The sequence below is a fragment of the Billgrantia sp. NRB1 genome, assembly GCF_056921725.1.
The window spans coordinates 577,752-598,867 of record NZ_CM167783.1; the positions used below are offsets into that span (position 1 = coordinate 577,752).

13 protein-coding genes and 1 pseudogene are annotated in these 21,116 nt (G+C 66.9%); 12 read left to right on the top strand and 2 right to left on the bottom strand.

From position 1 onward, the window contains the following. Position 1: 1 nt before the first annotated feature. A complete protein-coding gene (locus tag ACZIYR_RS02600; protein ID WP_483528105.1) occupies positions 2-751 on the bottom strand; it encodes a DUF481 domain-containing protein in 750 nt (249 codons plus the stop codon). Between the two features lie 98 nt (positions 752-849). Continuing rightward, positions 850-3,378 (bottom strand): penicillin-binding protein 1A, encoded by a 2,529-nt coding sequence (locus ACZIYR_RS02605; protein WP_483528106.1) that lies wholly within the window; start codon positions 3,376-3,378, stop codon positions 850-852. 266 nt (positions 3,379-3,644) lie between these two features. Between ACZIYR_RS02605 and pilM the strand changes: the two genes are divergently transcribed. The 12 genes and pseudogenes from pilM (at position 3,645) to eno (ending at position 21,022) form a co-directional block, all read left to right on the top strand. Further along, complete coding sequence (pilM, locus tag ACZIYR_RS02610) at positions 3,645-4,706, top strand: type IV pilus assembly protein PilM (protein ID WP_483528107.1); 1,062 nt, start codon at positions 3,645-3,647, stop codon at positions 4,704-4,706. Further along, the gene (locus tag ACZIYR_RS02615) at positions 4,703-5,302 is read left to right on the top strand and encodes a PilN domain-containing protein (RefSeq protein WP_483528108.1); all 600 of its coding nucleotides are present in this window, start codon (positions 4,703-4,705) and stop codon (positions 5,300-5,302) included. The genes pilM and ACZIYR_RS02615 overlap by 4 nt, the downstream gene beginning before the upstream one ends. Continuing rightward, positions 5,299-5,922 carry a type IV pilus inner membrane component PilO gene (locus tag ACZIYR_RS02620; protein ID WP_483528109.1) on the top strand — a complete coding sequence of 208 codons (624 nt, stop codon included), beginning with the start codon at positions 5,299-5,301 and terminating at the stop codon, positions 5,920-5,922. Before ACZIYR_RS02615 ends, ACZIYR_RS02620 begins: the two co-directional genes overlap by 4 nt. After that, on the top strand, positions 5,919-6,449 hold the full coding sequence (locus tag ACZIYR_RS02625) for a pilus assembly protein PilP (protein ID WP_483528110.1): 531 nt from the start codon (positions 5,919-5,921) through the stop codon (positions 6,447-6,449). Before ACZIYR_RS02620 ends, ACZIYR_RS02625 begins: the two co-directional genes overlap by 4 nt. Positions 6,450-6,506: 57 nt before the next feature. Continuing rightward, positions 6,507-8,648 (top strand): type IV pilus secretin PilQ, encoded by a 2,142-nt coding sequence (locus ACZIYR_RS02630; RefSeq protein ID WP_483528111.1) that lies wholly within the window; start codon positions 6,507-6,509, stop codon positions 8,646-8,648. Further along, positions 8,648-9,190 carry a shikimate kinase AroK gene (gene aroK, locus ACZIYR_RS02635; RefSeq protein ID WP_483528112.1) on the top strand — a complete coding sequence of 181 codons (543 nt, stop codon included), beginning with the start codon at positions 8,648-8,650 and terminating at the stop codon, positions 9,188-9,190. Before ACZIYR_RS02630 ends, aroK begins: the two co-directional genes overlap by 1 nt. A gap of 4 nt (positions 9,191-9,194) precedes the next feature. Beyond that, positions 9,195-10,306: pseudogene (gene aroB, locus ACZIYR_RS02640) on the top strand (3-dehydroquinate synthase). A gap of 431 nt (positions 10,307-10,737) precedes the next feature. Beyond that, on the top strand, positions 10,738-15,189 hold the full coding sequence (gene gltB / locus ACZIYR_RS02645; protein WP_483528113.1) for a glutamate synthase large subunit: 4,452 nt from the start codon (positions 10,738-10,740) through the stop codon (positions 15,187-15,189). 140 nt (positions 15,190-15,329) lie between these two features. Next, on the top strand, positions 15,330-16,748 hold the full coding sequence (locus ACZIYR_RS02650) for an FAD-dependent oxidoreductase (RefSeq protein ID WP_483528114.1): 1,419 nt from the start codon (positions 15,330-15,332) through the stop codon (positions 16,746-16,748). 350 nt (positions 16,749-17,098) lie between these two features. Beyond that, entirely contained in the window at positions 17,099-18,760 is a 1,662-nt protein-coding gene (locus ACZIYR_RS02655; RefSeq protein WP_473032288.1) for a CTP synthase, read from the top strand. Between the two features lie 52 nt (positions 18,761-18,812). Then, positions 18,813-19,679 (top strand): 3-deoxy-8-phosphooctulonate synthase, encoded by an 867-nt coding sequence (gene kdsA, locus ACZIYR_RS02660; protein WP_473032289.1) that lies wholly within the window; start codon positions 18,813-18,815, stop codon positions 19,677-19,679. A 50-nt stretch (positions 19,680-19,729) separates the two neighbouring features. Further along, positions 19,730-21,022: a phosphopyruvate hydratase gene (eno, locus tag ACZIYR_RS02665; RefSeq protein ID WP_483528115.1), complete on the top strand. Its 1,293-nt coding sequence runs from the start codon at positions 19,730-19,732 to the stop codon at positions 21,020-21,022. Positions 21,023-21,116: the final 94 nt, after the last annotated feature.

Here is a 21,116-nt window from a genome sequence, read left to right on the forward strand (position 1 = left end):
GCTACCAGCTGAAGAGAAGTGCGGCGCTGACGGTGCGGTCGGTGCGCGACTCGGCGCCCTGCGGCGGCTGGGAGTTGCGCTTGACCTCGTGGGAGAGGCGCAGGGAGAGGCGCGAGTTGAGCTGGGCAGTGAGCGCGGTCAGCGAGCGGGAGGTGGTGTTGTCGCTGGTGCCCTCCACCGAGACTTCCTGGCGCAGGCTGGCGTTGCCAGAGAAGCTCCAGCGGTAGTCCAGGGCGCTGTAGGCCACGCTGAGGCCCTCGCTCTCCTCTTCCTCGATGCGGTCGTGACGATATCCGGGGCCGGCTTCCAGGGAGAGGCGGTGGCGTGGGGTATCGAGGACCTGGCGTCCATAGCCGGCGATCGCGGTAGTCTGCTGATCGTAGCCGCTGAAGCGGTCCTTTTCCCAGCGAGCGAAACCGAACAGGTAGTGGGGCCCCTCGATATCGTAGCGCTCGCGGCCAGCCAGCAGGTACTGTTCGGCGCTGGTGTTACCGTTGCGGGTAACGTTGCGCACCTCCCCGCGCAGGCTGTGGGTCCAGTCGCCGGTCAGCCAGGTCAGGCGGCTCTTGCCGATCAGCGTCTGGCTGTCGGTGTTGCCCGAGAGATGCGTGTAGCCCAGCTCAGCTTCACCGCTGAAGGTGGGCGCATCCTCGGCCGGCGGCGGGGGCGCGTAGAAGGGGCCGGCCAAGGCGCTGGCCGGCAGCGCCAGCAGGGCAATGGCGAACCATGGCGATGCAGGGCGGCGGGGCATAAACAGACACCGGGAGGTTGTCGGTGGAGGGCGCCGCGAGTGCGGCGCTGACGACGGTCCAGCGGGTCGGGGCGGCGTCCGTGCCGCCCTCGCTACGGCTAGAAGATCGCTTCGTAGGAGCCGGTGCCCTGGGCGCCGCTGCGCCGCTCGACCTCTTCCTCGATGCGCCGCGACTCCTGGTCCGGCAGGAAGTCGGGGTGGAACAGCTCGCTGATCCCGCCGGACTGGCCATCGGCCAGGCGTCGGCCGGTTCGGCTGTCGACTCGGGCGCGGACCAGCAGGTTCGGCTCCTCGAGCTTGGCTTCCGGGCGCCCCTCCAGGGCGTGCTGCATGAAATCGATCCAGATCGGCAGTGCGGCGTTGCCGCCATACTCGGCAATAGTCGTGTTGTCGTCCTTGCCCACCCAGACCGTGGTCACCAGCTCACTGTTATAGCCGGCGAACCAGCCGTCACGCTGGTTGTTGGTGGTGCCTGTCTTGCCGACCACGTCGCTGCGGTTCAGCGCCAGGGCGGCTCGGCCGGTACCGCTTTCGATCACGTCGCGCAGCATGTCGGAGAGGATGTAGGTGGCGGTGGGATCGGCCACTCGCGGGGCGACACCATAGCGCTTGCCGTCGATCTCCACCTCGGTCTGCCCGTCGCTGCACTCCCGGCACACGATGGTAGGACGAGCCTCCTCGATGACCTGGTCGTCGCTGCCGCGGGTGACGCGCTCGATGAACCAGGGGGTGACCTGGTAGCCGCCGTTGGCCAGCACCGCGTAGGCGTTGGTCATCTCCAGCGGGGTCAGGTCGGCGCTGCCCAGGGCCAGCGACAGTCCGCGGGGCAGGCGGCCGGGGGCAAAGCCGAAGCCCTCGAGATAGTCGAGGGTGGCATCGAGCCCCAGGGTCTGCAGCACGCGAATTGTCACCAGGTTGCGTGAGCGGGCCAGCGCCACGCGCAGCCGGGTCGGGCCCAGGAAGTCGCGGCTGGCGTTGACCGGACGCCACAGCTCGTTGCTGCCGTCCTGGACCACCACCGGCGCATCGTTGACCACACTGGAGGCGGTCATCATGCCGCTGTCCAGGGCGGCCAGGAAGATGAAGGGCTTGAAGATGGAGCCCGACTGGCGCTGGGCCTGGACGGCGCGGTTGAACTTGCTGGCGTTGAAGCTGAAGCCGCCTTGCAGGGCGAGAATGGCACCGGTGTCGGGCTCCATCACCACCACCGAGCCCTCGGCGTCGGGGCGCTGAGAGAGCCGCCAGCTGCCGTCCTCTCGCTGCAGGATGCGCACCAGGTCGCCGGCGCTGGCGATCTCGGCGGCAGAGCTCGGTTCGGGCCCGCGGGCGCGCGGGCTGCGGTACTCGCGGGCCCAGGAAAGGCCGTCCCAGGCCAGCGTATGCAGCTCGCCGCCGCGGGTCATCACGCGCATCTCGCGGCCTTCGCTCTCGACCACGATGGCCGGCTGCAGCGGGCCGAAGCCCGAGGTGCGCTCCAGCACCCCCAGCCAGTTGCTGACGTCGCCCTCGACGCCCTCGACCTCGGTCTGGCTGCGCTGTGCCGCCCGCTGGGCGGTCTGCAGGATCTCGGGGGATTCGTCGAGCTCCTCCTCCAGGCCGCGACGCTCGGTGCGCGCCTGGGCCTCGGCGAGGCCGGGGGGAATGTCGCGCTGCTCCGGTCCGCGCCAGCCGTGGCGAGTGTCGTAGTCGATCAGCCCGTTGGCCAGGGCGTTGCGGGCATGGGGCTGCAGTTCGCTATCCAGGGTGGTGTGGATCCGGTAGCCGCCGGTGTAGGCGTCATCGCCAAAGCGCTCCACCGCGTACTGGCGTGCCATCTCGGCCACATAGTCGGCATCGACTTCCGCCTGGGTGATGTGGCGACGGGCGGTGATCGGCTCCTGTACCGCCGCTTCGTAGGTGGCCTGGTCAATGTTGCCCAGCTGACGCATGCGATAGAGGATCCAGTTGCGGCGGATCAGCGAGCGCTCGGGGTTGGCCAGCGGGTTGAACGACGAGGGCGCCTTGGGCAGGCCGGCGATCATGGCCGTCTGGGCCAGGCTCAGTTCGTTCAGCGGCTTGTCGTAGTAGACCTCCGCCGCTGCCGCAATGCCGTAGGCGCGGTGGCCGAGGAAGATCTTGTTGACGTAGAGCTCGAAGATCTCCTCCTTGGTGAGGATGCGCTCCATCTGCAGCGCCAGCAGGATCTCGCGGATTTTGCGCGTGAAGGTGCGATCCAGGGTCAGCAGATAGTTGCGCGCCACCTGCATGGTGATGGTGGAGCCCCCGGACTGAATGTCACCGCCGCTGGAGACCAGCTCCAGGCCGGCGCGCGCCAGGCCGCGGGGGTCGACGCCGCGGTGGTCGAAGAAGGCGGCATCCTCGGCGGCCAGCAGGGCCTGGATGAACTCCTCGGGAATCTCGTCGAAGTCCACGGCCATCCGCCGCTCCTCGCCGAACTCACCGATCAGCTTACCGTCGCGGGTAAAGATGCGCAGCGGGGTGTGCAGCTCGAAGTCCTGAAGCTGGCGGACATCGGGCAGCCCCGGTGTAAAGTAGAGCGCGGCACCGGCCACGCCCAGCAGCGATACCGTGAACAGCGATACCAGCAGCCAGAAGACCGAAAAAATCAGGGTTTTGATCCACTTCATGTAATGTCGGTGTCCGTCGTGAAAACAGGGAGGGCGGCGGCGATGGAGGAGCCTTCACTGGCGCTGGCTATTATAGGAAGCCGGGCGATGGGTCACCAGCGTTGAGGAGGCGCACTGTCCAACTTTATGTGCTTGGTGGCAATATCATGTAACCTCGACCTCACATTGCAGGGTATGATTTCGCTGAGACATTCGACTGAGTTGGATGTGCGGCGCAACCACAACAAGCGGGTTACCGCAGTGAATCAAGGCAGGGGCATGGATAGATGCGACTCAGGGCCTCCGGCAAGGGACTGATTGGCGTCGATATCACATCGGCAACCGTGAAATTGATCGAGCTCAGGCGGGCGGGCTCCCACCATCAGATCGAAAGCTATGCGGTCAGGCCCCTGCGCGAAGGCGCCGTGGTCGAGCGGCGCATTCGCGACATGGGCGAAGTCGCCGACGCCCTCCAACGCGCGGTGGAGAGCGCTCGGCCCTCCACGCGACAGGCGGTGGTGGCGGTGCCGGCCAGCGCGGCCATCACCAAGACCCTGACCCTGCCCGCCTCGCTCAACGATGATGAGATCGAGGCACGTATCCAACTCGAGTCGGACAAGCATATTCCTTTTCCGTTCAGTGAAGTCGCCTTCGATTTTCAGCGCCTGGGGCTAAACGCCCGCTACGGCGACCAGCAGGACGTGCTGTTGGTCGCCTGTCGCCAGCAGGATGTCAACCAGCTTACCGATGCGCTGCTGCAGGCCGGCCTGACCTCGGCGGCGGTGGATGTGGAGACCTTCGCCATGGAGCGTGCCTTCGGCGAGCTGCGTCATCAGCTGCCGCCGGGTGGGGGCGAAGAGGAGTGCGTGGCGCTGGTGGACATCGGTGCCACCATGAACGCCTTTCATGTGATACGCGGTGGTCGCATCACCTACAGCCGCGACACGGTGTTCGGTGGGCGCCAGCTGACCGAGGAGATCCGGGTCCGCTATGGCCTGACGCTGGAGGAGGCGGGCCTGGCCAAGAAACGGGGGGGGCTGCCGGCGGACTACCAAACCAGCGTGCTGGCCCCCTTCCTGGACACCCTGGTGCAGCAGATCGGCCGCTCCCTGCAGCTTTACTACACCGCCGGGCGCAAGCACGAGGTGCGGCGCATGATCCTGGCTGGTGGGTCTAGCGTGATTCCCGGTCTAGCCGACCGGCTGGCTCAGGAGACCGGCATGGAAGTGGCGATTGCCAATCCGTTCCTGCGCATGAAGATCAATACCCGCATCGATGTCCAGACCCTGGCCGGCGATGCGCCGGCCATGCTCACGGCATGCGGTCTGGCCATGAGGGCGGGAAAATGAGTATTGAGATCAATCTCCTGCCCTGGCGGGAGCAGCAGCGTGCGCGCCGCAGTCGCCGCTTCCAGCTCGCCATCGGGCTCATGGCGGTATTGGGGATCGCGGTCGGGATGGGCGCGACCTATCACTATCAGGACAGGCGCGATGCGCAGCAGCAGCGCAACGCGCATATCCGCGAGCAGATGCAGCAGCTCGATCGGGATATCCAGTCGATCGGCGAGTACGAGGCGATCCGCGAGCGGATGATTGGCCAGGTCGAGGTGTTCAGCGAGCTGCAGCAGGGGCGCTCGCAAACCGTTCAGGTGCTGCGGGATCTGACCACCAGCCTGGTGGATGGCGTGCACTATACGCAGTTGAGCCGTCAGGACGACCGCCTGCGGCTCAGCGGTCTGGCCCAGAGCAATCGCCGGGTCTCCGATCAGCTGCGTGCCCTGGCGGCGGCGCCGTCGCTGGCCGAGCCGGTGCTCTCGGAGGTCGAAACGGACGAGGGCGCGCGCCGGCGCTTCAGCCTCAGCGTCATGCAGCTGTCGCCCGACATCGCAGGCGACGCGGAAGAGGCTGACCCGCCTCCCGGGGATACGGCACAGGAGGGGTCATGAGTCTCAGCGCCGAAATGCGCCGCCTACGTGAACTCGACTGGCGGGAGCTGGATATCAAGGAATCGGGCGGCTGGCCCTGGTCGCTGCAGGTCTTCTGCTGCGCGCTGGTGTTCGGCCTGACCTTCGCCGGCATTCACTGGTACTTTGCCACGCCTCAGCAGGCCGAGCTGGAGCAGGCCCGCAGCGAGGAGCAGCAGCTGCTGCGCGACTACCGCCTGCGGGCGGCCCAGGCGGCCAGGCTGCCCGAGATGGTCGAACAGATGGAGGTGCTGGAGGCGCGCATGGAGGCACTCATGGCCATGCTGCCCTCAGGCGCCGAGATCCCCTCGCTGCTCGACAGCGTCAGCGACCTGGCCCTCGACAGCCAGCTCTCCATCGATTTCATTCGCCTGCGCACGCCGGTTGAGCGCGACTTCTACGTTGAGCGCCCCTTCGACATCCAGGTGCGCGGCGACTATCACCGCATCGCCACCTTCCTGGCCGGCATTGCCGCCCTGCCGCGTATCATCACCCAGCACGACCTGACCCTGTCGCCCGTGGAAGACGGCGAGGAGCTCAGGCTGTCGATGCTGGCCCGCACCTACAGCTATCGAGATGACGACGCGGAGGTGGCGCCATGATCACCACGCATCGCCCCTGGTCGGGCCTCGTCGTCGTCGGCCTGTTGGCCCTGGCAGGCTGTGCCGACCCGCAGCTGGACGAACTGGATCGGGAGCTGGCGGCGATTCGCGTCGACCCCGGCGCGGCCCCCCGTCTGGCGCTGCCCGAGGTGCCTGACTACCGGGCCACGCCGTACCGCGAGGCCGACAGTCGCAGCCCCTTCGAGCCTCGTCAGCAGGCCGATGAGCGGCGCCCTCAGGCGTTCAGCCGCGAGCTGGCCCCCGATCCGGATCGCCCCCGGGAGCCGCTGGAGCGGTTCTCGCTCGGTGAGCTGGAGCTTGTCGGTATCCTCACCGTGGGGGGGCAGCCCTCGGCGCTGGTGCGCGCGCCGGACGGGCAGGTGCACCGGCTGCAGGTCGGCAACCATCTGGGCGAGAATCACGGCCGCATCGTCGGCATCTCTCAGTCAGCCGTGGAGCTGATCGAAACGGTCATGCAGCGTGAGGGGTGGGTCGAGCAGCGCCGACGCCTGACACTCAGCGAGTAAATAACCGATGCCGGCCACCTCCAGGGGAGCGTCGGTGCAGGGCAGGGGATGGATATCATGAGACAGATGATTCGCGCAGCGCTGGTGCTTGGCCTGCTGGTGGCGTCCACAGCCGCGCTGGCGGCTTCGACGCTGACCGACCTGGACTTCCGCCAGGGGCCTGGGGGAGAGGTGCAGGTCGACCTGACCTTCCGCGGCGGCGTGCCCGAGGTGCGGGGCTATCGCCTCGATGATCCGGCGCGCCTGACCATCGACCTGATGGAGACCGGCAACCGGCTCGATCAGCGGCGCATCGACCTAGGGGTCGGAGGCGTGGAGCAGGTGACCGCCCTGGAGGCGGGAGCGCGTACCCGTCTGGTCTTCAACCTCGAGGAGCCCCTGCCTTACAGCACCACCGAGCAGGGCGACCGCCTACGCCTGGCCATCGGTGGCAGCGTGGCGGCCCAGCCGGCCGCGGCACGGCCGGCCACGGCGACCGAGCCCGAGTCTCGCCCGGCGGCTGCAAGCCGCCTGCCGACCCTCGAGGATATCGATTTTCGCCGCGGCGAGGGGGGCGCCGGGCGGCTGATCGTCACCTTCGACCGTGCCGGCGTGGATGCCCGGGTCCGCGAGGCGAGCGGCAACCGCATCGTTGCCGAGCTGCGCGACGTCGAGCTGCCCGAGGCCTTCAACCAGGTCCTCGATGTCAGCGACTTCGGCACGCCGCTGCGACGCATCACGCCGCGCCCCGGTCGCGACGGCCTCACCCTCGAGATCGAAGGCAGCGGCGACTACGCCATGGTCTCCACCCAGAGCGGCCGGCAGCTGGCCATCGAGGCGCAGCCGGTGACCCAGGCGGAGCGCGAGCGGCGGGTACGCGAGCAGTTTCCCTATACCGGCGATCGCATCACCCTCAACTTCCAGGATATCGAAGTGCGCTCGGTGCTGGCGATCATCGCCGACTTCACCGGGCTCAATCTGGTGGCCAGCGACAGCGTCACCGGCCGGGTGACGCTCAACCTCCAGGACGTGCCCTGGGACCAGGCGCTGGACCTGGTGCTCAAGAGCCACGGCCTGGCCAGCCGCCAGGAGGGCAATGTCATCGTGGTGGCCCCGGCCAGCGAGCTGGCCCGCATCGAGCAGCAGGAGCTCGAGGCGCGCACCCAGATGGAAACCCTGGCGCCGCTGACCTCGGAGTATCTGCAGGTGCGCTACGCTCGCGCCGAGGACCTGGCCCGGCTGCTGCGCGGCGAGGACGGCTTCGGGCTGCTCTCCGAGCGCGGTCGGGTGGCCGTGGACCAGCGCACCAATACCCTGCTGATCCAGGACACCGCCGATCAGATCCAGGAGATTCTGGCCACCGTCGACCGGCTCGACGTGGCGGTGCGTCAGGTGCAGATCGAGGCGCGGATCGTCATCGCCCGGGACGGCGTGACCCAGGAGCTGGGGGTCAACTGGGGAGCGTCTTCAACCCGGGGATTCAGGGAGCGGGAGATTGATGGTGATTTAATGGGGAGTTTTGATCAGAGAGGGCGTCCAAGAACTTCCAGTAATCCTTCTTTGCCCGAAGAGCAGAACGTCTTCGACTTTGTCCGACGGGACATCAACCCACAGGGGCTGAATCGCGCCCGGGGTGGGCTGGCGGTGGATCTGGGCGGTGAGGACCCACTTTCGGCCTTCACCTTCGGCTACCTGGCCGGCGATATCCTGCTCGATCTCGAGCTGCGCGCGCTGGAGAGCGAGAACAAGAGCCAGACCATCTCCCAGCCCCGGGTGATCACCGCCAACCAGCGGCCCGCTGTCATCAAGCAGGGGCAGGAGATTCCCTTTCAGGAGGCCACCGCCAGCGGGGCCACCAACGTGGAGTTCAAGGAGGCGGTGCTGTCGCTGGAGGTAACGCCGCAGATCACTCCCGACAACCGCATCATCATGGACCTGGTGATCAACAACGACACCATTGCCGACGAGGTATTCGGCGGGGTGCCGGTCATCGATACCAACCAGATCGAGACCCAGGTGCTGGTCGACAATGGTGAAACCGTCGTGCTGGGTGGTATCCTGACCACCGAGGAGCTTAGCCGCATCGTCAAGACGCCCTTTCTCGGCGATCTGCCGGTGCTCGGCCGGCTCTTCCGATACAATGAGCAGAGCAACCAGAAAGTGGAGCTGCTGGTGTTCATCACTCCGCGTATACTCGACGACGGCATGGCGATTCGCTGATGCAGGACCTGCCCAACCTGATACTGGTCGGCCCCATGGGGGCCGGCAAGAGCACCATCGGCCGCCTCCTGGCGGCCGAGCTGTCACGCGACTTCTACGACAGCGACCACGAGATCCAGGCGCGCTGCGGCGCGGATATTCCCTGGATCTTCGACGTCGAGGGGGAAGCCGGCTTTCGCCAGCGCGAAGAGCAGATGATCGAGGAGCTGACCAGGCTCGACCATGTGGTGCTGGCCACCGGCGGCGGCTCGGTCCTGCGCGAGGCGAACCGCCGCCGGCTGCGCGAACGCGGCACCGTCATCTACCTGTTCACCACCGTGGAGCAGCAGCTCAAGCGCGTGGCCAAGGACCGCAACCGGCCGCTGTTGCAGCGCGGCGACCGCGAGTCGCTGCTGCGCGAGATGTTCGCCCTGCGCGATCCCCTCTACCGCGCCACCGCCGATATCGTGGTGCGCACCGACCGCCGTGGACCGCGGGCCGTGGTCAATGACATCGTGCGGCGCGTGCAGCGGCTGGTCGATCCCCTTCAAGCCAAGGCCTGATGCCATGACCCTCAATGATTCCCGCAACGCCCCGCGCTGCCTGCAGGTGGAGCTGGGCGAGCGACGCTATCCCATTCATATCGGCCCGGGGCTGCTTGGCGACCCCCAGTGGCTGCGTCCCCACCTGGCCGGGCGCCAGGTGATGATCGTCACCAACGAGGTGGTGGCGCCCCGCTATCTCGAGCGGTGCCGCCGCGGCCTGCCGGCCGACGCCGAGGTGCATGAGCTGGTGCTGCCCGACGGCGAGGCCACCAAGACCCTGGCGAGCGTCTCGCGCATCTGGGATGCCCTGCTGGAGGCCGGCTTCAATCGTCGCTGCACGCTGATCGCCCTGGGCGGGGGGTGATCGGCGACATGGTGGGGTTCGCCGCGGCCTGCTATCAGCGCGGCGTGGCCTTCATCCAGGTGCCCACCACGCTGCTCGCGCAGGTCGACTCCTCGGTGGGCGGCAAGACCGGTGTCAATCACCCGCGGGGCAAGAACATGATCGGCGCCTTCTGGCAGCCCCGGGCGGTGCTGATCGACACCGATACCCTGGCCAGCCTGCCGCCCCGCGAGCTCTCCGCGGGGCTCGCCGAGGTGATCAAATACGGCCTGATCCGCGATGCCGAGTTCCTCGCCTGGCTCGAGGCCGAGATGTCCGCGCTGAGCGATCTGGATACCGCGGCCTTGACCCGCGCCATCGAGCGCAGCTGCGCCCTCAAGGCGGAGATCGTCGCCGCCGACGAGACCGAGCAGGGCGTGAGGGCGCTGCTCAACCTGGGACATACTTTCGGTCACGCCATCGAGGCGCATCAGGGCTACGGCACTTGGCTGCACGGCGAGGCGGTAGGCGCCGGGATGCTGATGGCCGCCGAGCTGTCGCATCGTCTGGGCTGGCTCGACGAGGCCGAGGTGGCGCGCACCCGCGATCTCATCGAGGCTGCGGGCCTGCCGCGGGTCGCGCCCGCCGAGATGGGCGAGGAGGACTTCCTGGCGCTGATGCGCCTGGACAAGAAGAACCTCGACGACCGCCTGCGGCTGATCCTGCTGCGCGCCCTGGGCGATGCCTGCGTGCATGACGAAACCCCCGCCGAGACGCTCTCCGCGCTGCTCAGGGACTTTCCGCGCCGCTGAGCGCTTTTTTCCGCCCTTCGACTCCAGCGACCCTCGTTATCGACGCCCGCCACCGTGCGGGCGTCGTCGTGTCGGACGGGTCCCTCGATGAAATCTGTATGCCATATGCCGTATCGGTATGGGGGAAATGCGCCGTTTCCGACTAAAGTCTAACCTCTCCCTCTTTTCGTTTGAATAGCGTTAATGTGCTCTGCAAGTTGTTGACTTGGGGGTGTTTTTTATTCGTGCTGTTTCGCCAAGTGGCGGATTTGGCAAGATTTTTTTAGGTGGGGAGGGGGTAGTCGATTGCGTCGAGCGCCCCGGGGTGACTATGCTGTGCCTCCTTTGTCCGCCACAGCGGCCGGCCTGATTCGGCAAGCATGAATTTTAAAAAACCTATTATAATATCAATGCATCGCTGTGATGTCTATCGTCTTTCTAGAGGCACGCCCATGATTAGAGGCCTTCATCACCCCGGCGAATTCCGTGACAACTGCGGGTTTGGTCTGATCGCCCACATGGAGGGGCAGGCCAGCCACGACCTGCTGCGCACGGCCATCGAGTCCCTCACCTGCATGACCCATCGTGGCGGCATCGCCGCCGACGGCAAGACTGGCGACGGCTGCGGGCTGTTGCTCAAGCTGCCCGACGCCTTCATGCGCGAGGTGGCGGCCGAAGCGCTGGATGTCCAGCTGGGTGAGCGTTTCGCGGTGGGGGCGGTCTTCCTGCCCGATGACGATGCCCGCGAGGCTCGGGCGCGCAGCGTGCTGGAGGGCGAACTGCGCGCCTGCGGGCTGGTGATTCGCGGCTGGCGCGACGTGCCGGTGGATCCCGCCTGCTGCGGCCCCATGGCGCTGGCGTGCCTGCCGCGCATCCGCCACCTGTTCGTTGAGCCCGGCAAGGGCAGCGACGCCGAGCGTTTCGACGTGGATCTCTTCATGGCGCGCCGTCGCGCCGAGCAGATGCTGCGTGACGAGGCGGACTTCTACGTCAGCTCGCTCTCCTCCCGGGTCATCTCCTACAAGGGGCTGGTGATGCCGGTGGACCTGCCGGCGTTTTATCAAGACCTCGGCGACGAGCGGCTGGAGACCGCCATCTGCGTCTTCCACCAGCGCTTCTCCACCAACACCGCCCCGCGCTGGCCGCTGGCCCAGCCGTTCCGGCTGCTGGCCCATAACGGCGAGATCAACACCATCGAGGCCAACCGCGGCTGGGCCAATTCGCGCAAGGAAAACTTCGTCAACGAGCGCCTGCCCGAGATCGCCGAGCTCGCCGAGATCGTCAACACCAGCGGCTCCGACTCCTCGAGCATGGACAACATGCTCGAGGTGCTGCTGATGGGCGGCATGGAGTTGCATCGGGCGGTGCGCATGATGGTGCCGCCGGCCTGGCAGAACGTCGAAACCATGGACGGCGAGCTGCGCGCCTTCTACGAGTACAACTCCATGCACATGGAGCCCTGGGACGGCCCCGCCGGGGTGGTGATGACCGACGGCCGCCAGGCGCTGTGCATGCTCGACCGCAACGGCCTGCGCCCGGCGCGCTGGGTGATCACCAAGAACGGCTATATCACCCTGGCCTCGGAGATCGGCACCTACGACTACGCCCCCGAGGATGTGGTGGCCAAGGGGCGCGTGGGGCCCGGCCAGGTGCTCGCCGTGGATACCCAGACCGGCGAGGTGCTGCACACCGAGGACATCGACAGCCGCCTCAAGTCCGCCTTCCCCTACAAGCGCTGGCTGAAGGAGGAGGCCCACTACCTGGAGTCGGCGCTCACCGAGCTTGCCAGTTTCCAGAACATGGACGCCGAGGCGGTGAAGACCTGGCAGAAGATGTTCCAGGTCAGCTTCGAGGAGCGCGACCAGGTGCTGCGGCCGCTGGCCGAGAGCGGCCAGGAGGCGGTGGGCTCCATGGGCGACGACACCCCCATGGCGGTGCTCTCCGGCAAGCAACGCCTGCTCACCGACTACTTCCGCCAGAAGTTCGCCCAGGTCACCAACCCCGCCATCGACCCGCTGCGCGAAGCGATCGTGATGTCGCTGGAGACCTGCATCGGCGCCGAGCGCAACGTCTTCAAGGCGACGCCCGAGCACGCCCACCGGATCATCCTGACCACGCCGGTGCTGTCGCCGCGCAAGTTCGCCGCGCTGCTCGATCAGGACGACCCGGCCTTCGCCAGCCATACCCTGACCCTGGGCTATGATCCGCAGCAGATGGGCCTCAAGGGGGCGATTGCCGAGCTCTGTCGCCAGGCGGAGGTGGCGGTGCGCGACGGCAAGGTGATCCTGGTGCTCTCCGATGCCCAGCTCGACAAGGACCAGCTGCCGATTCATGCCGCGCTGGCGGTGGGCGCCGTGCACCATCACCTGGGCAAGCTGGCGCTGCGCCCCCATGCCAACCTGGTGGTGGAGACCGGCTATGCCCGCGATGCCCACCAGATGGCGGTACTCTTCGGCGTGGGGGCCACCGCGGTCTTCCCGTGGCTGGCCTATCAGGTGATGGCCGACATGCACCGCACCGGCGAGCTCACCGGCAACCCGGCGGATGCCCGCGAGAACTACCGCAAGGGCCTGCAGAAGGGGCTGTTCAAGATCCTCTCCAAGATGGGGATCTCGACGCTCGCCTCCTACCGCGGCTCCCAGCTGTTCGAGGCGGTGGGTCTTTCCAGCGAGGTGGTCGGGCTGTGCTTCACCGGGATGGCCTCGCGCATTGAGGGCACCGGCTTCAGTGAGCTGCAGCTGCAGCAGGAGCTGCTGGCCCGTGACGCCTGGATTCCGCGCAAGGGCATCAGTCAGGGCGGCCTGATGAAGTATGTCCATGATCACGAGTACCACGCCTACAACCCCGACGTGATCAAGGCGCTGCAGGAGGCGGTGCAGGAGGGCGATTACGCCAAGTGGAAGAAATTCGCGGCGCTGGTCAACGAGCGCCCGGTGGCGACCCTGCGCGACCTGCTGGCCCTCAAGCCTGCCGAGACACCGCTGGCCCTGGAGGAGGTGGAGTCGGTCGAGTCGCTGATTCCGCGCTTCGACAGCGCCGGCATGTCGCTGGGCGCGCTCTCGCCCGAGGCCCACGAGGCGCTGGCCCAGGCCATGAACGAGGCGGGTGGGCGCTCCAACTCCGGCGAAGGCGGCGAGGACCCGGCCCGCTACGGCACCATCCGCAGCTCCAAGATCAAGCAGATCGCCTCGGGACGCTTCGGCGTCACCCCGGCCTACTTGGTCAACGCCGAGGTGCTGCAGATCAAGGTGGCCCAGGGCGCCAAGCCCGGCGAGGGCGGCCAGCTGCCCGGCGGCAAGGTCAACGAGCTGATCGCCCGGCTGCGCTACTCGGTGCCCGGCGTGACGCTGATCTCGCCGCCGCCGCACCACGACATCTACTCCATCGAGGACCTGGCGCAGCTGATCTTCGACTTGAAGCAGGTCAACCCCGACGCCCAGGTGTCGGTGAAGCTGGTCTCCGAGCCCGGGATCGGCACCATCGCCACCGGGGTGGCCAAGGCCTATGCCGACCTGATCACCGTCTCCGGCTATGACGGCGGCACCGCGGCCAGCCCGTTGACCTCCATCAAGCATGCCGGCAGCCCCTGGGAGCTGGGCCTGCCCGAGGTACATCAGGCGCTGCGCATCAACGGGCTGCGCGACAAGATTCGCCTGCAGACCGACGGCGGCCTGAAGACCGGCCTCGACGTGGTCAAGGCGGCGATACTGGGTGCCGAGAGCTTCGGCTTCGGCACCGCGCCGATGGTGGCGCTGGGCTGCAAGTACCTGCGCATCTGTCACCTCAACAACTGCGCCACCGGCGTGGCCACTCAGCACCAGTACCTGCGCGACGAGCACTTCCGCGGCACCGTGGACATGGTCAAGCACTACTTCCGCTTCATCGCCGAGGAGGTGCGCGAACTGATGGCCATGCTGGGCGTGCGCCAGCTCACCGACCTGATCGGCCGCACCGACCTGCTTGAGGTGCTGGAGGGCCAGACCCCTGCCCAGCGCAAGCTCGACCTCTCGGGGCTGCTTGGCAACGACTTCGTCCCGGCGGATGCGCCGCAGTTCTGCCAGGTCAGCCGTAACGTGCCCCACGATCCGGGCGCCAAGAATCAGGAGGTGCTGGCGGCGCTGGACGAGGCCATCGAGGCCAAGTCGGGCGGCGAGTTTGCCTTCACCATCACCAACTGCGACCGCTCGGTGCCGGCGCTCTCCTCCGGCGCGGTGGCCAAGCGCTACGGCGAGTCGGGCCTCGAGGACGCCCCGATCACGCTGCGCTTCACCGGCGTGGCCGGGCAGAGCTTCGGGGTGTGGAACGCCCGCGGGCTCAACCTCTACCTGGAAGGGGATGCCAACGACTACGTGGGCAAGGGCATGAACGGCGGCAAGGTGGTGATCACTCCGCCCAAGGGCAGTCGCTTCGAGAGCCACAAGACGGCGATCGTCGGCAATACCTGCCTGTATGGCGCCACCGGCGGCCAACTGTTCGCCGCCGGGACCGCCGGGGAGCGCTTCGGGGTCCGCAACTCCGGGGCGCACGCGGTGATCGAAGGCGCCGGCGACCACTGCTGCGAGTACATGACCGGCGGCCTGGTCTGTGTGCTGGGCAGAACCGGCGTCAACTTCGGCGCCGGCATGACCGGTGGCTTCGCCTATGTGCTCGACGAGGATCGCTCCTTCGTCGACCGCTACAACCATGAGCTGGTGGAAATCCATCGGGTCAATACCGAGGCCATGGAGGCCTACCGGCGCTATCTGCGGGAAATCATCGAGGAGTTCGTGGCCGAGACCGGCTCGCGCCGGGGGCTCGACATCCTCGACGACTTCAGTGAATTCGTTCGCCACTTCTGGCTGGTCAAGCCCAAGGCGGCAAGCCTCAACAGCCTGCTGGCCCAATCCCGGCGTCAGCCGGAGTGAATTGAGGCGGCGCCAGCCGGAATGAATGAGGCAGCGTCCGCCCGTGTGAGGCGGCGTCAGCCGGAATGAATGAAGCGGTATCGGCCGGAACGCCTGGAGTGTCGGCGTTCCGAGCCCGCCCGCAGAGAGGAGCAACAGACATGGCCAACCGTTTGAACAACGATTTCCAGTTTATCGACGTGGGTCGCCAGGACCCGCAGAAGAAGGACGCCCGCACCCGTTCGCGGGAGTTCGCCGAGATCTACGAGCCGTACAAGCCTCAGGATGCGGCCAGCCAGGCGCACCGCTGCCTGCACTGCGGCAACCCCTACTGCGAGTGGAAGTGCCCGGTCCACAATTATATCCCCAACTGGCTACAGCTGGTCGCCGAGGGCAATATCCTCGAGGCGGCCGAGCTGTCGCACCGCACCAACACCCTGCCCGAGGTGTGCGGCCGGGTCTGCCCCCAGGATCGCCTCTGCGAGGGGGACTGCACCCTCAACGATGGCTTCGGGGCCGTCACCATCGGCTCGGTGGAGAAGTACATCACCGATACGGCCTTCGCCATGGGCTGGCGCCCGGACATGTCCCAGGTGACCTGGACCGACAAGAAGGTGGCCATCATCGGGGCCGGCCCGGCGGGGCTGGGCTGCGCCGATATCCTGGTGCGTAACGGCGTCAAGCCCGTGGTGTATGACAAGTACCCCGAGATCGGCGGCCTGCTGACCTTCGGCATTCCCGAGTTCAAGCTCGAGAAGACGGTGATGGAGCGCCGTCGGGCGGTGTTCGAGGAGATGGGCGTGGAGTTCCGCCTGGGCGTCGAGGTGGGCAAGGAGGTCGAGTTCGACAAGCTTCTGAGCCAGTACGACGCCGTCTTCCTGGGCATGGGCACCTACAAGTACATGGAGGGGGGCTTCCCCGGGGAGGATCTGCCCGGGGTGCACAAGGCCCTCGACTACCTGATCGCCAACGTCAACCACTGTCTGGGCTTCGAGAAGGACCCGGCCGACTATGTCTCCCTGGAGGGGCAGCGGGTGGTGGTGCTCGGCGGTGGCGATACCGCCATGGACTGCAACCGCACCGCCATTCGCCAGGCGGCCTCCAGCGTCACCTGCGCCTACCGCCGCGACGAGGAGAATATGCCGGGCTCCAAGCGCGAAGTGGCCAACGCCCGGGAGGAGGGCGTGGAGTTCCTCTTCAACCGCCAGCCGGTGGCGGTGGTCGGCGACGAGCGCGTCGAGGGCGTCAAGGTGGTGAGGACGCGGCTCGGCGAGCCCGACGAGAACGGTCGCCAGCGTCCCGAGGTGGTACCGGGCTCCGAGGAGATCCTGCCGGCGGATGCGGTGGTCATTGCCTTTGGCTTCCAGCCCAGCCCCGCGCCCTGGTTCGAGCACGTGGGCATCGACATGGACGAGCGTGGCCGGGTGCTGGCGCCGGAGCAGGGCGCCTACCCCTTCCAGACCACCCATGAGAAGATCTTCGCCGGCGGCGATATGGTGCGCGGCTCCGATCTGGTGGTCACCGCTATCTATGAGGGCCGCCAGGCCGGCGAGGGGATTCTGGATTACCTGAAGGTCTGAGGCCCCTGCGGGTTGAAGCAGCTGGTTCCGGTGGCTTTAACCCGCGGCTTTCCCGGCGACAGGTCTAGGCGGGGGCGCTGTGAATACGTCCCTGTACGCTACCGATTCCTTCCCTGGAATCGGACCCCCGCTGCGACCTGTCCCCGGCGCCGCTTGCGATGGCCGTAAAGCCGCTATCATTTTGCTCGATCCTCGATCCTCGATCCTCGATCCTCGATCCTCGATCCTCGATCCTCGATCCTCGATCCTCGGTCCTGAAATTGAGCCAAAGGTCGTATTCTGCTAGTCTGTCGTCCCATCCTGGCGCGGCTTTCTGCCAAGCCTCATGATCACGTTTCGACAGGTTCTCCATGACACGATATATCTTCGTGACCGGCGGCGTTGTGTCCTCTCTCGGCAAGGGCATCGCGTCGGCCTCGCTGGCGGCGATTCTCGAGGCGCGCGGCCTCAAGGTCACCATGCTCAAGCTCGACCCGTACATCAACGTGGATCCGGGCACCATGAGCCCCTTCCAGCACGGCGAGGTGTTCGTCACCGAAGATGGCGCCGAAACCGACCTCGACCTGGGCCACTATGAGCGTTTCATTCGCACCAAGATGACCCAGGGCAACAACTTCACCACCGGCCGGGTCTACGAGCACGTGCTGCGCCGCGAGCGCCGCGGCGACTACCTGGGTGGCACCGTGCAGGTGATCCCGCACATCACCGACGAGATCAAGCGCCGGGTCTATGCCGGCGGCGAGGGCTTCGACGTGGCCCTGGTGGAGATCGGCGGCACCGTGGGCGACATCGAGTCGCTGCCCTTCCTGGAGTCGATCCGCCAGATCCGAAGCGAGCTGGGCGCCAATCGGGCGATCTTTATGCACCTGACCCTGGTGCCCTATATCAAGACCGCCGGGGAGACCAAGACCAAGCCGACCCAGCACAGCGTCAAGGAGCTGCGCTCCATCGGTATCCAGCCCGATATCCTGATCTGTCGCAGCGAGGTGGAGCTCGAAGAGAGCGAGCGGCGCAAGATCGCGCTGTTCACCAACGTCGAGGAGCGCGCCGTGGTGCCGCTTCAGGACGCCGACACCATCTATCGTATCCCGCTGATGCTCCACGAGCACGGCCTCGACGAGATCGTCTGCGACAAGCTGCGCTTGGAGGCCAGCGAGGCCGACCTGGCCGAGTGGATCCATGTGCTCGACGCCAAGCTCAACCCGCTGAAGTCGATCAACATCGCCATGGTCGGCAAGTACATGGAGCTGCTCGACGCCTATAAGTCGCTCAACGAAGCGCTGATTCACGCCGGCATCCAGACCCGGGTCAAGGTCAACGTCGACTACATCGACTCCGAGGACATCGAGCGCCACGGCACCGAGCGCCTGGCCGGCAAGGACGCCATCCTGGTGCCCGGCGGCTTCGGCGAGCGCGGCGTGGAGGGCAAGATCGCCACGGCCCGCTTCGCCCGCGAGAACGGCATCCCCTACCTGGGCATCTGCCTGGGCATGCAGGTGGCGGTGATCGAGTTCGCCCGCAACGTGGCCGGCTGGGAAGACGCCGACTCCACCGAGTTCACCCACGAGACCCAGCACCCGGTGGTGGGCCTGATCACCGAATGGCTCACCCCCGAGGGCAAGATCGAGCTGCGCGACGAGGCCTCGGACCTCGGCGGCACCATGCGCCTGGGCGGCCAGGTGTGCCAGCTCAAGGCCGGCAGCAAGGCCCGCGAGGCCTACGGCAGCGACGAGATCGTCGAGCGCCACCGCCACCGCTATGAAGTCAACAACCAGTTCGTGGAGGCGCTGGAGCAGGCCGGCCTGGTGGTTTCCGGCAAGAGCATCGATAACTCCCTGGTGGAGATGGTCGAGCTGCCCGACCATCCCTGGTACCTGGCCTGCCAGTTCCACCCGGAGTTCACCTCCACGCCCCGGGACGGCCACCCGCTGTTCACCGGCTTCGTCAACGCGGCGCTCGATCACAAGAACCTGCGCGCCCGTCAGCAGGCCCAGGCCCAGCCCCAGGGGTGAGGGGCCCAGGCCGCCCCATCACAGCCCGACCCCAGGGCAAAGGAGCGTAAACATGGCAGACCCCCAGCGCAGCGAGCCGGAGCGTCATGTGCGCATTGCCGGCCTCACCGCCGGCAATGCGCTGCCGCTGATGCTGTTCGGCGGCATGAATGTCCTTGAGTCCCGGGAGCTGGCCCTTGAGGTCGCCGAGACCTACGTGGACGTCACCGGGCGGCTCGGCATGCCCTACGTCTTCAAGGCCAGCTTCGACAAGGCCAACCGCAGCTCCATCCACTCCTTCCGCGGCCCTGGCCTCGAGAAGGGGCTGGCGATACTGGCCGAGGTGAAGGAGCGCTTTGGCGTGCCGATCATCACCGACGTGCACGAGCCCTGGCAGGCCGCGCCGGTGGCCGAGGTGGCCGACATCATCCAGCTGCCCGCCTTCCTGGCGCGCCAGACCGACCTGGTGGTGGCCATGGCCGAGACCGGGGCGGTCATCAATATCAAGAAACCGCAGTTCCTGGCGCCCCAGGAGATGCGGCACATCATCCGCAAGTGCGAGGAGGCCGGCAACGACCGGCTGATCCTCTGCGAGCGCGGCTCCAGCTTCGGCTACAACAACCTGGTGGTCGATATGCTCGGCTTCGGTGAGATGAAGCAGACCGGCTGTCCGGTCTTCTTCGATGTCACCCATGCCCTGCAGCGCCCCGGCGGGCGGGCCGACAGCGCCGACGGCCGGCGTGCCCAGGTGGCCGAGCTGGCCCGGGCCGGGGTCGCCGTGGGCCTCGCCGGGCTCTTCCTGGAGGCCCATCCGGACCCCGATAATGCCAAGTGCGACGGTCCCTGCGCGCTGCCGCTGGCCCAGCTCGAGCCCTTCCTGGCCCAGCTCAAGGCGATCGATGAGCTGGTCAAGGGCTTCCCGCCCCTGACCGTCGCCTGAGCCCCCCACCGACTCACTCAACGCTGACCCATAAAAAAGGACGACACACCATGACCAAGATTGTCGAAATCCACGCCCTCGAGGTGCTCGACTCCCGCGGTAACCCCACCGTTCAGGCCGAGGTACGCCTGGAGAGCGGGGCCGTGGGCGTGGCCTGCGCCCCCAGCGGCGCCTCCACCGGCTCTCGCGAGGCCCTGGAGCTGCGCGACGGCGACAAGGCCCGCTATCTCGGCAAGGGCGTGCTGAAGGCGGTGGAGGCCGTTAACGGGGCGATCCGCGAGCGCCTGGTGGGCATGGATGCGAGGGATCAGCGTGGCCTGGATGCGGCCATGCTCGAGCTCGACGGCACCGACAACAAGGCCAAGCTCGGCGCCAACGCCATCCTCGCCGTGTCGCTGGCCGCCGCCAAGGCCGCCGCCAATGCCAAGGGCATGCCGCTCTACGCCCATATCGCCGAGCTTTACGGCCAGCCGGGCCAGTACCGTATGCCGGTGCCGATGATGAACATCCTCAACGGCGGCGAGCATGCCGACAACAACGTCGACATCCAGGAGTTCATGATCCAGCCGGTAGGCGCGGAAAACTTCCGCGAGGCGCTGCGCGTCGGGGCCGAGATCTTCCACGCCCTGAAGAAGGTGCTGTCGGCCAAGGGGTTGTCCACGGCGGTGGGTGATGAGGGCGGCTTCGCCCCCAACCTGGCGTCCAACGCCGAGGCGCTCGCCGTGATCCAGCAGGCGGTGGAAGACGCCGGCTATCAGCTGGGCAAGGACATCACCCTGGCGTTGGACTGCGCCGCCTCTGAGTTCTACCAGGACGGCCAGTACTCCCTGTCGGGGGAAAACAAGACCTTCGATGCGGCCGGCTTCGTGGACTACCTGGCCGAGCTGTGCGATCAGTACCCCATCGTCTCCATCGAGGATGGCCTGGACGAGTCCGACTGGGCCGGCTGGAAGGCGTTGACCGACAAGCTCGGCGACAAGGTGCAGCTGGTCGGCGATGACCTGTTCGTCACCAATACCAAGATCCTCAAGCGCGGCATCGACGAGCAGATCGGCAACTCCATCCTGATCAAGTTCAACCAGATCGGGTCGCTCTCCGAGACCCTGGACGCCATCAAGATGGCGCAGGACGCCGGTTTCACCGCGGTGATCTCCCACCGCAGCGGCGAGACCGAGGACACCACCATCGCCGATCTTGCGGTGGGCACCTCCGCGGGTCAGATCAAGACCGGTTCGCTGTGCCGCTCCGACCGTGTGGCCAAGTACAACCGCCTGCTGGTGATCGAGCAGCAGCTGGGCGAGGTGGCCGCCTACCCCGGCCGCGCGGCGATCAAGGGGCAGTGAAGTGAGGCGACGATATCGCCGATTCGGTTTGTAGGAAATTGCCTACAAAGCGGCGACGTTAGCCGCTTGAATTCGGGCAGGATAGCCGGCGCCA

Bases quoted from the DNA above. Each gene is read 5' to 3' on its own strand.
- ACZIYR_RS02620 (WP_483528109.1), top strand. From the start codon at position 5,299: ATGAGTCTCAGCGCCGAAATGCGCCGCCTACGTGAACTCGACTGGCGG.
- ACZIYR_RS02600 (WP_483528105.1), bottom strand. From the start codon at position 751: ATGCCCCGCCGCCCTGCATCGCCATGGTTCGCCATTGCCCTGCTGGCG.
- pilM (WP_483528107.1), top strand. From the start codon at position 3,645: ATGCGACTCAGGGCCTCCGGCAAGGGACTGATTGGCGTCGATATCACA.
- ACZIYR_RS02625 (WP_483528110.1), top strand. From the start codon at position 5,919: ATGATCACCACGCATCGCCCCTGGTCGGGCCTCGTCGTCGTCGGCCTG.
- gltB (WP_483528113.1), top strand. From the start codon at position 10,738: ATGATTAGAGGCCTTCATCACCCCGGCGAATTCCGTGACAACTGCGGG.
- ACZIYR_RS02655 (WP_473032288.1), top strand. From the start codon at position 17,099: ATGACACGATATATCTTCGTGACCGGCGGCGTTGTGTCCTCTCTCGGC.
- ACZIYR_RS02605 (WP_483528106.1), bottom strand. From the start codon at position 3,378: ATGAAGTGGATCAAAACCCTGATTTTTTCGGTCTTCTGGCTGCTGGTA.
- kdsA (WP_473032289.1), top strand. From the start codon at position 18,813: ATGGCAGACCCCCAGCGCAGCGAGCCGGAGCGTCATGTGCGCATTGCC.
- eno (WP_483528115.1), top strand. From the start codon at position 19,730: ATGACCAAGATTGTCGAAATCCACGCCCTCGAGGTGCTCGACTCCCGC.
- ACZIYR_RS02650 (WP_483528114.1), top strand. From the start codon at position 15,330: ATGGCCAACCGTTTGAACAACGATTTCCAGTTTATCGACGTGGGTCGC.
- ACZIYR_RS02615 (WP_483528108.1), top strand. From the start codon at position 4,703: ATGAGTATTGAGATCAATCTCCTGCCCTGGCGGGAGCAGCAGCGTGCG.
- aroK (WP_483528112.1), top strand. From the start codon at position 8,648: ATGCAGGACCTGCCCAACCTGATACTGGTCGGCCCCATGGGGGCCGGC.
- ACZIYR_RS02630 (WP_483528111.1), top strand. From the start codon at position 6,507: ATGAGACAGATGATTCGCGCAGCGCTGGTGCTTGGCCTGCTGGTGGCG.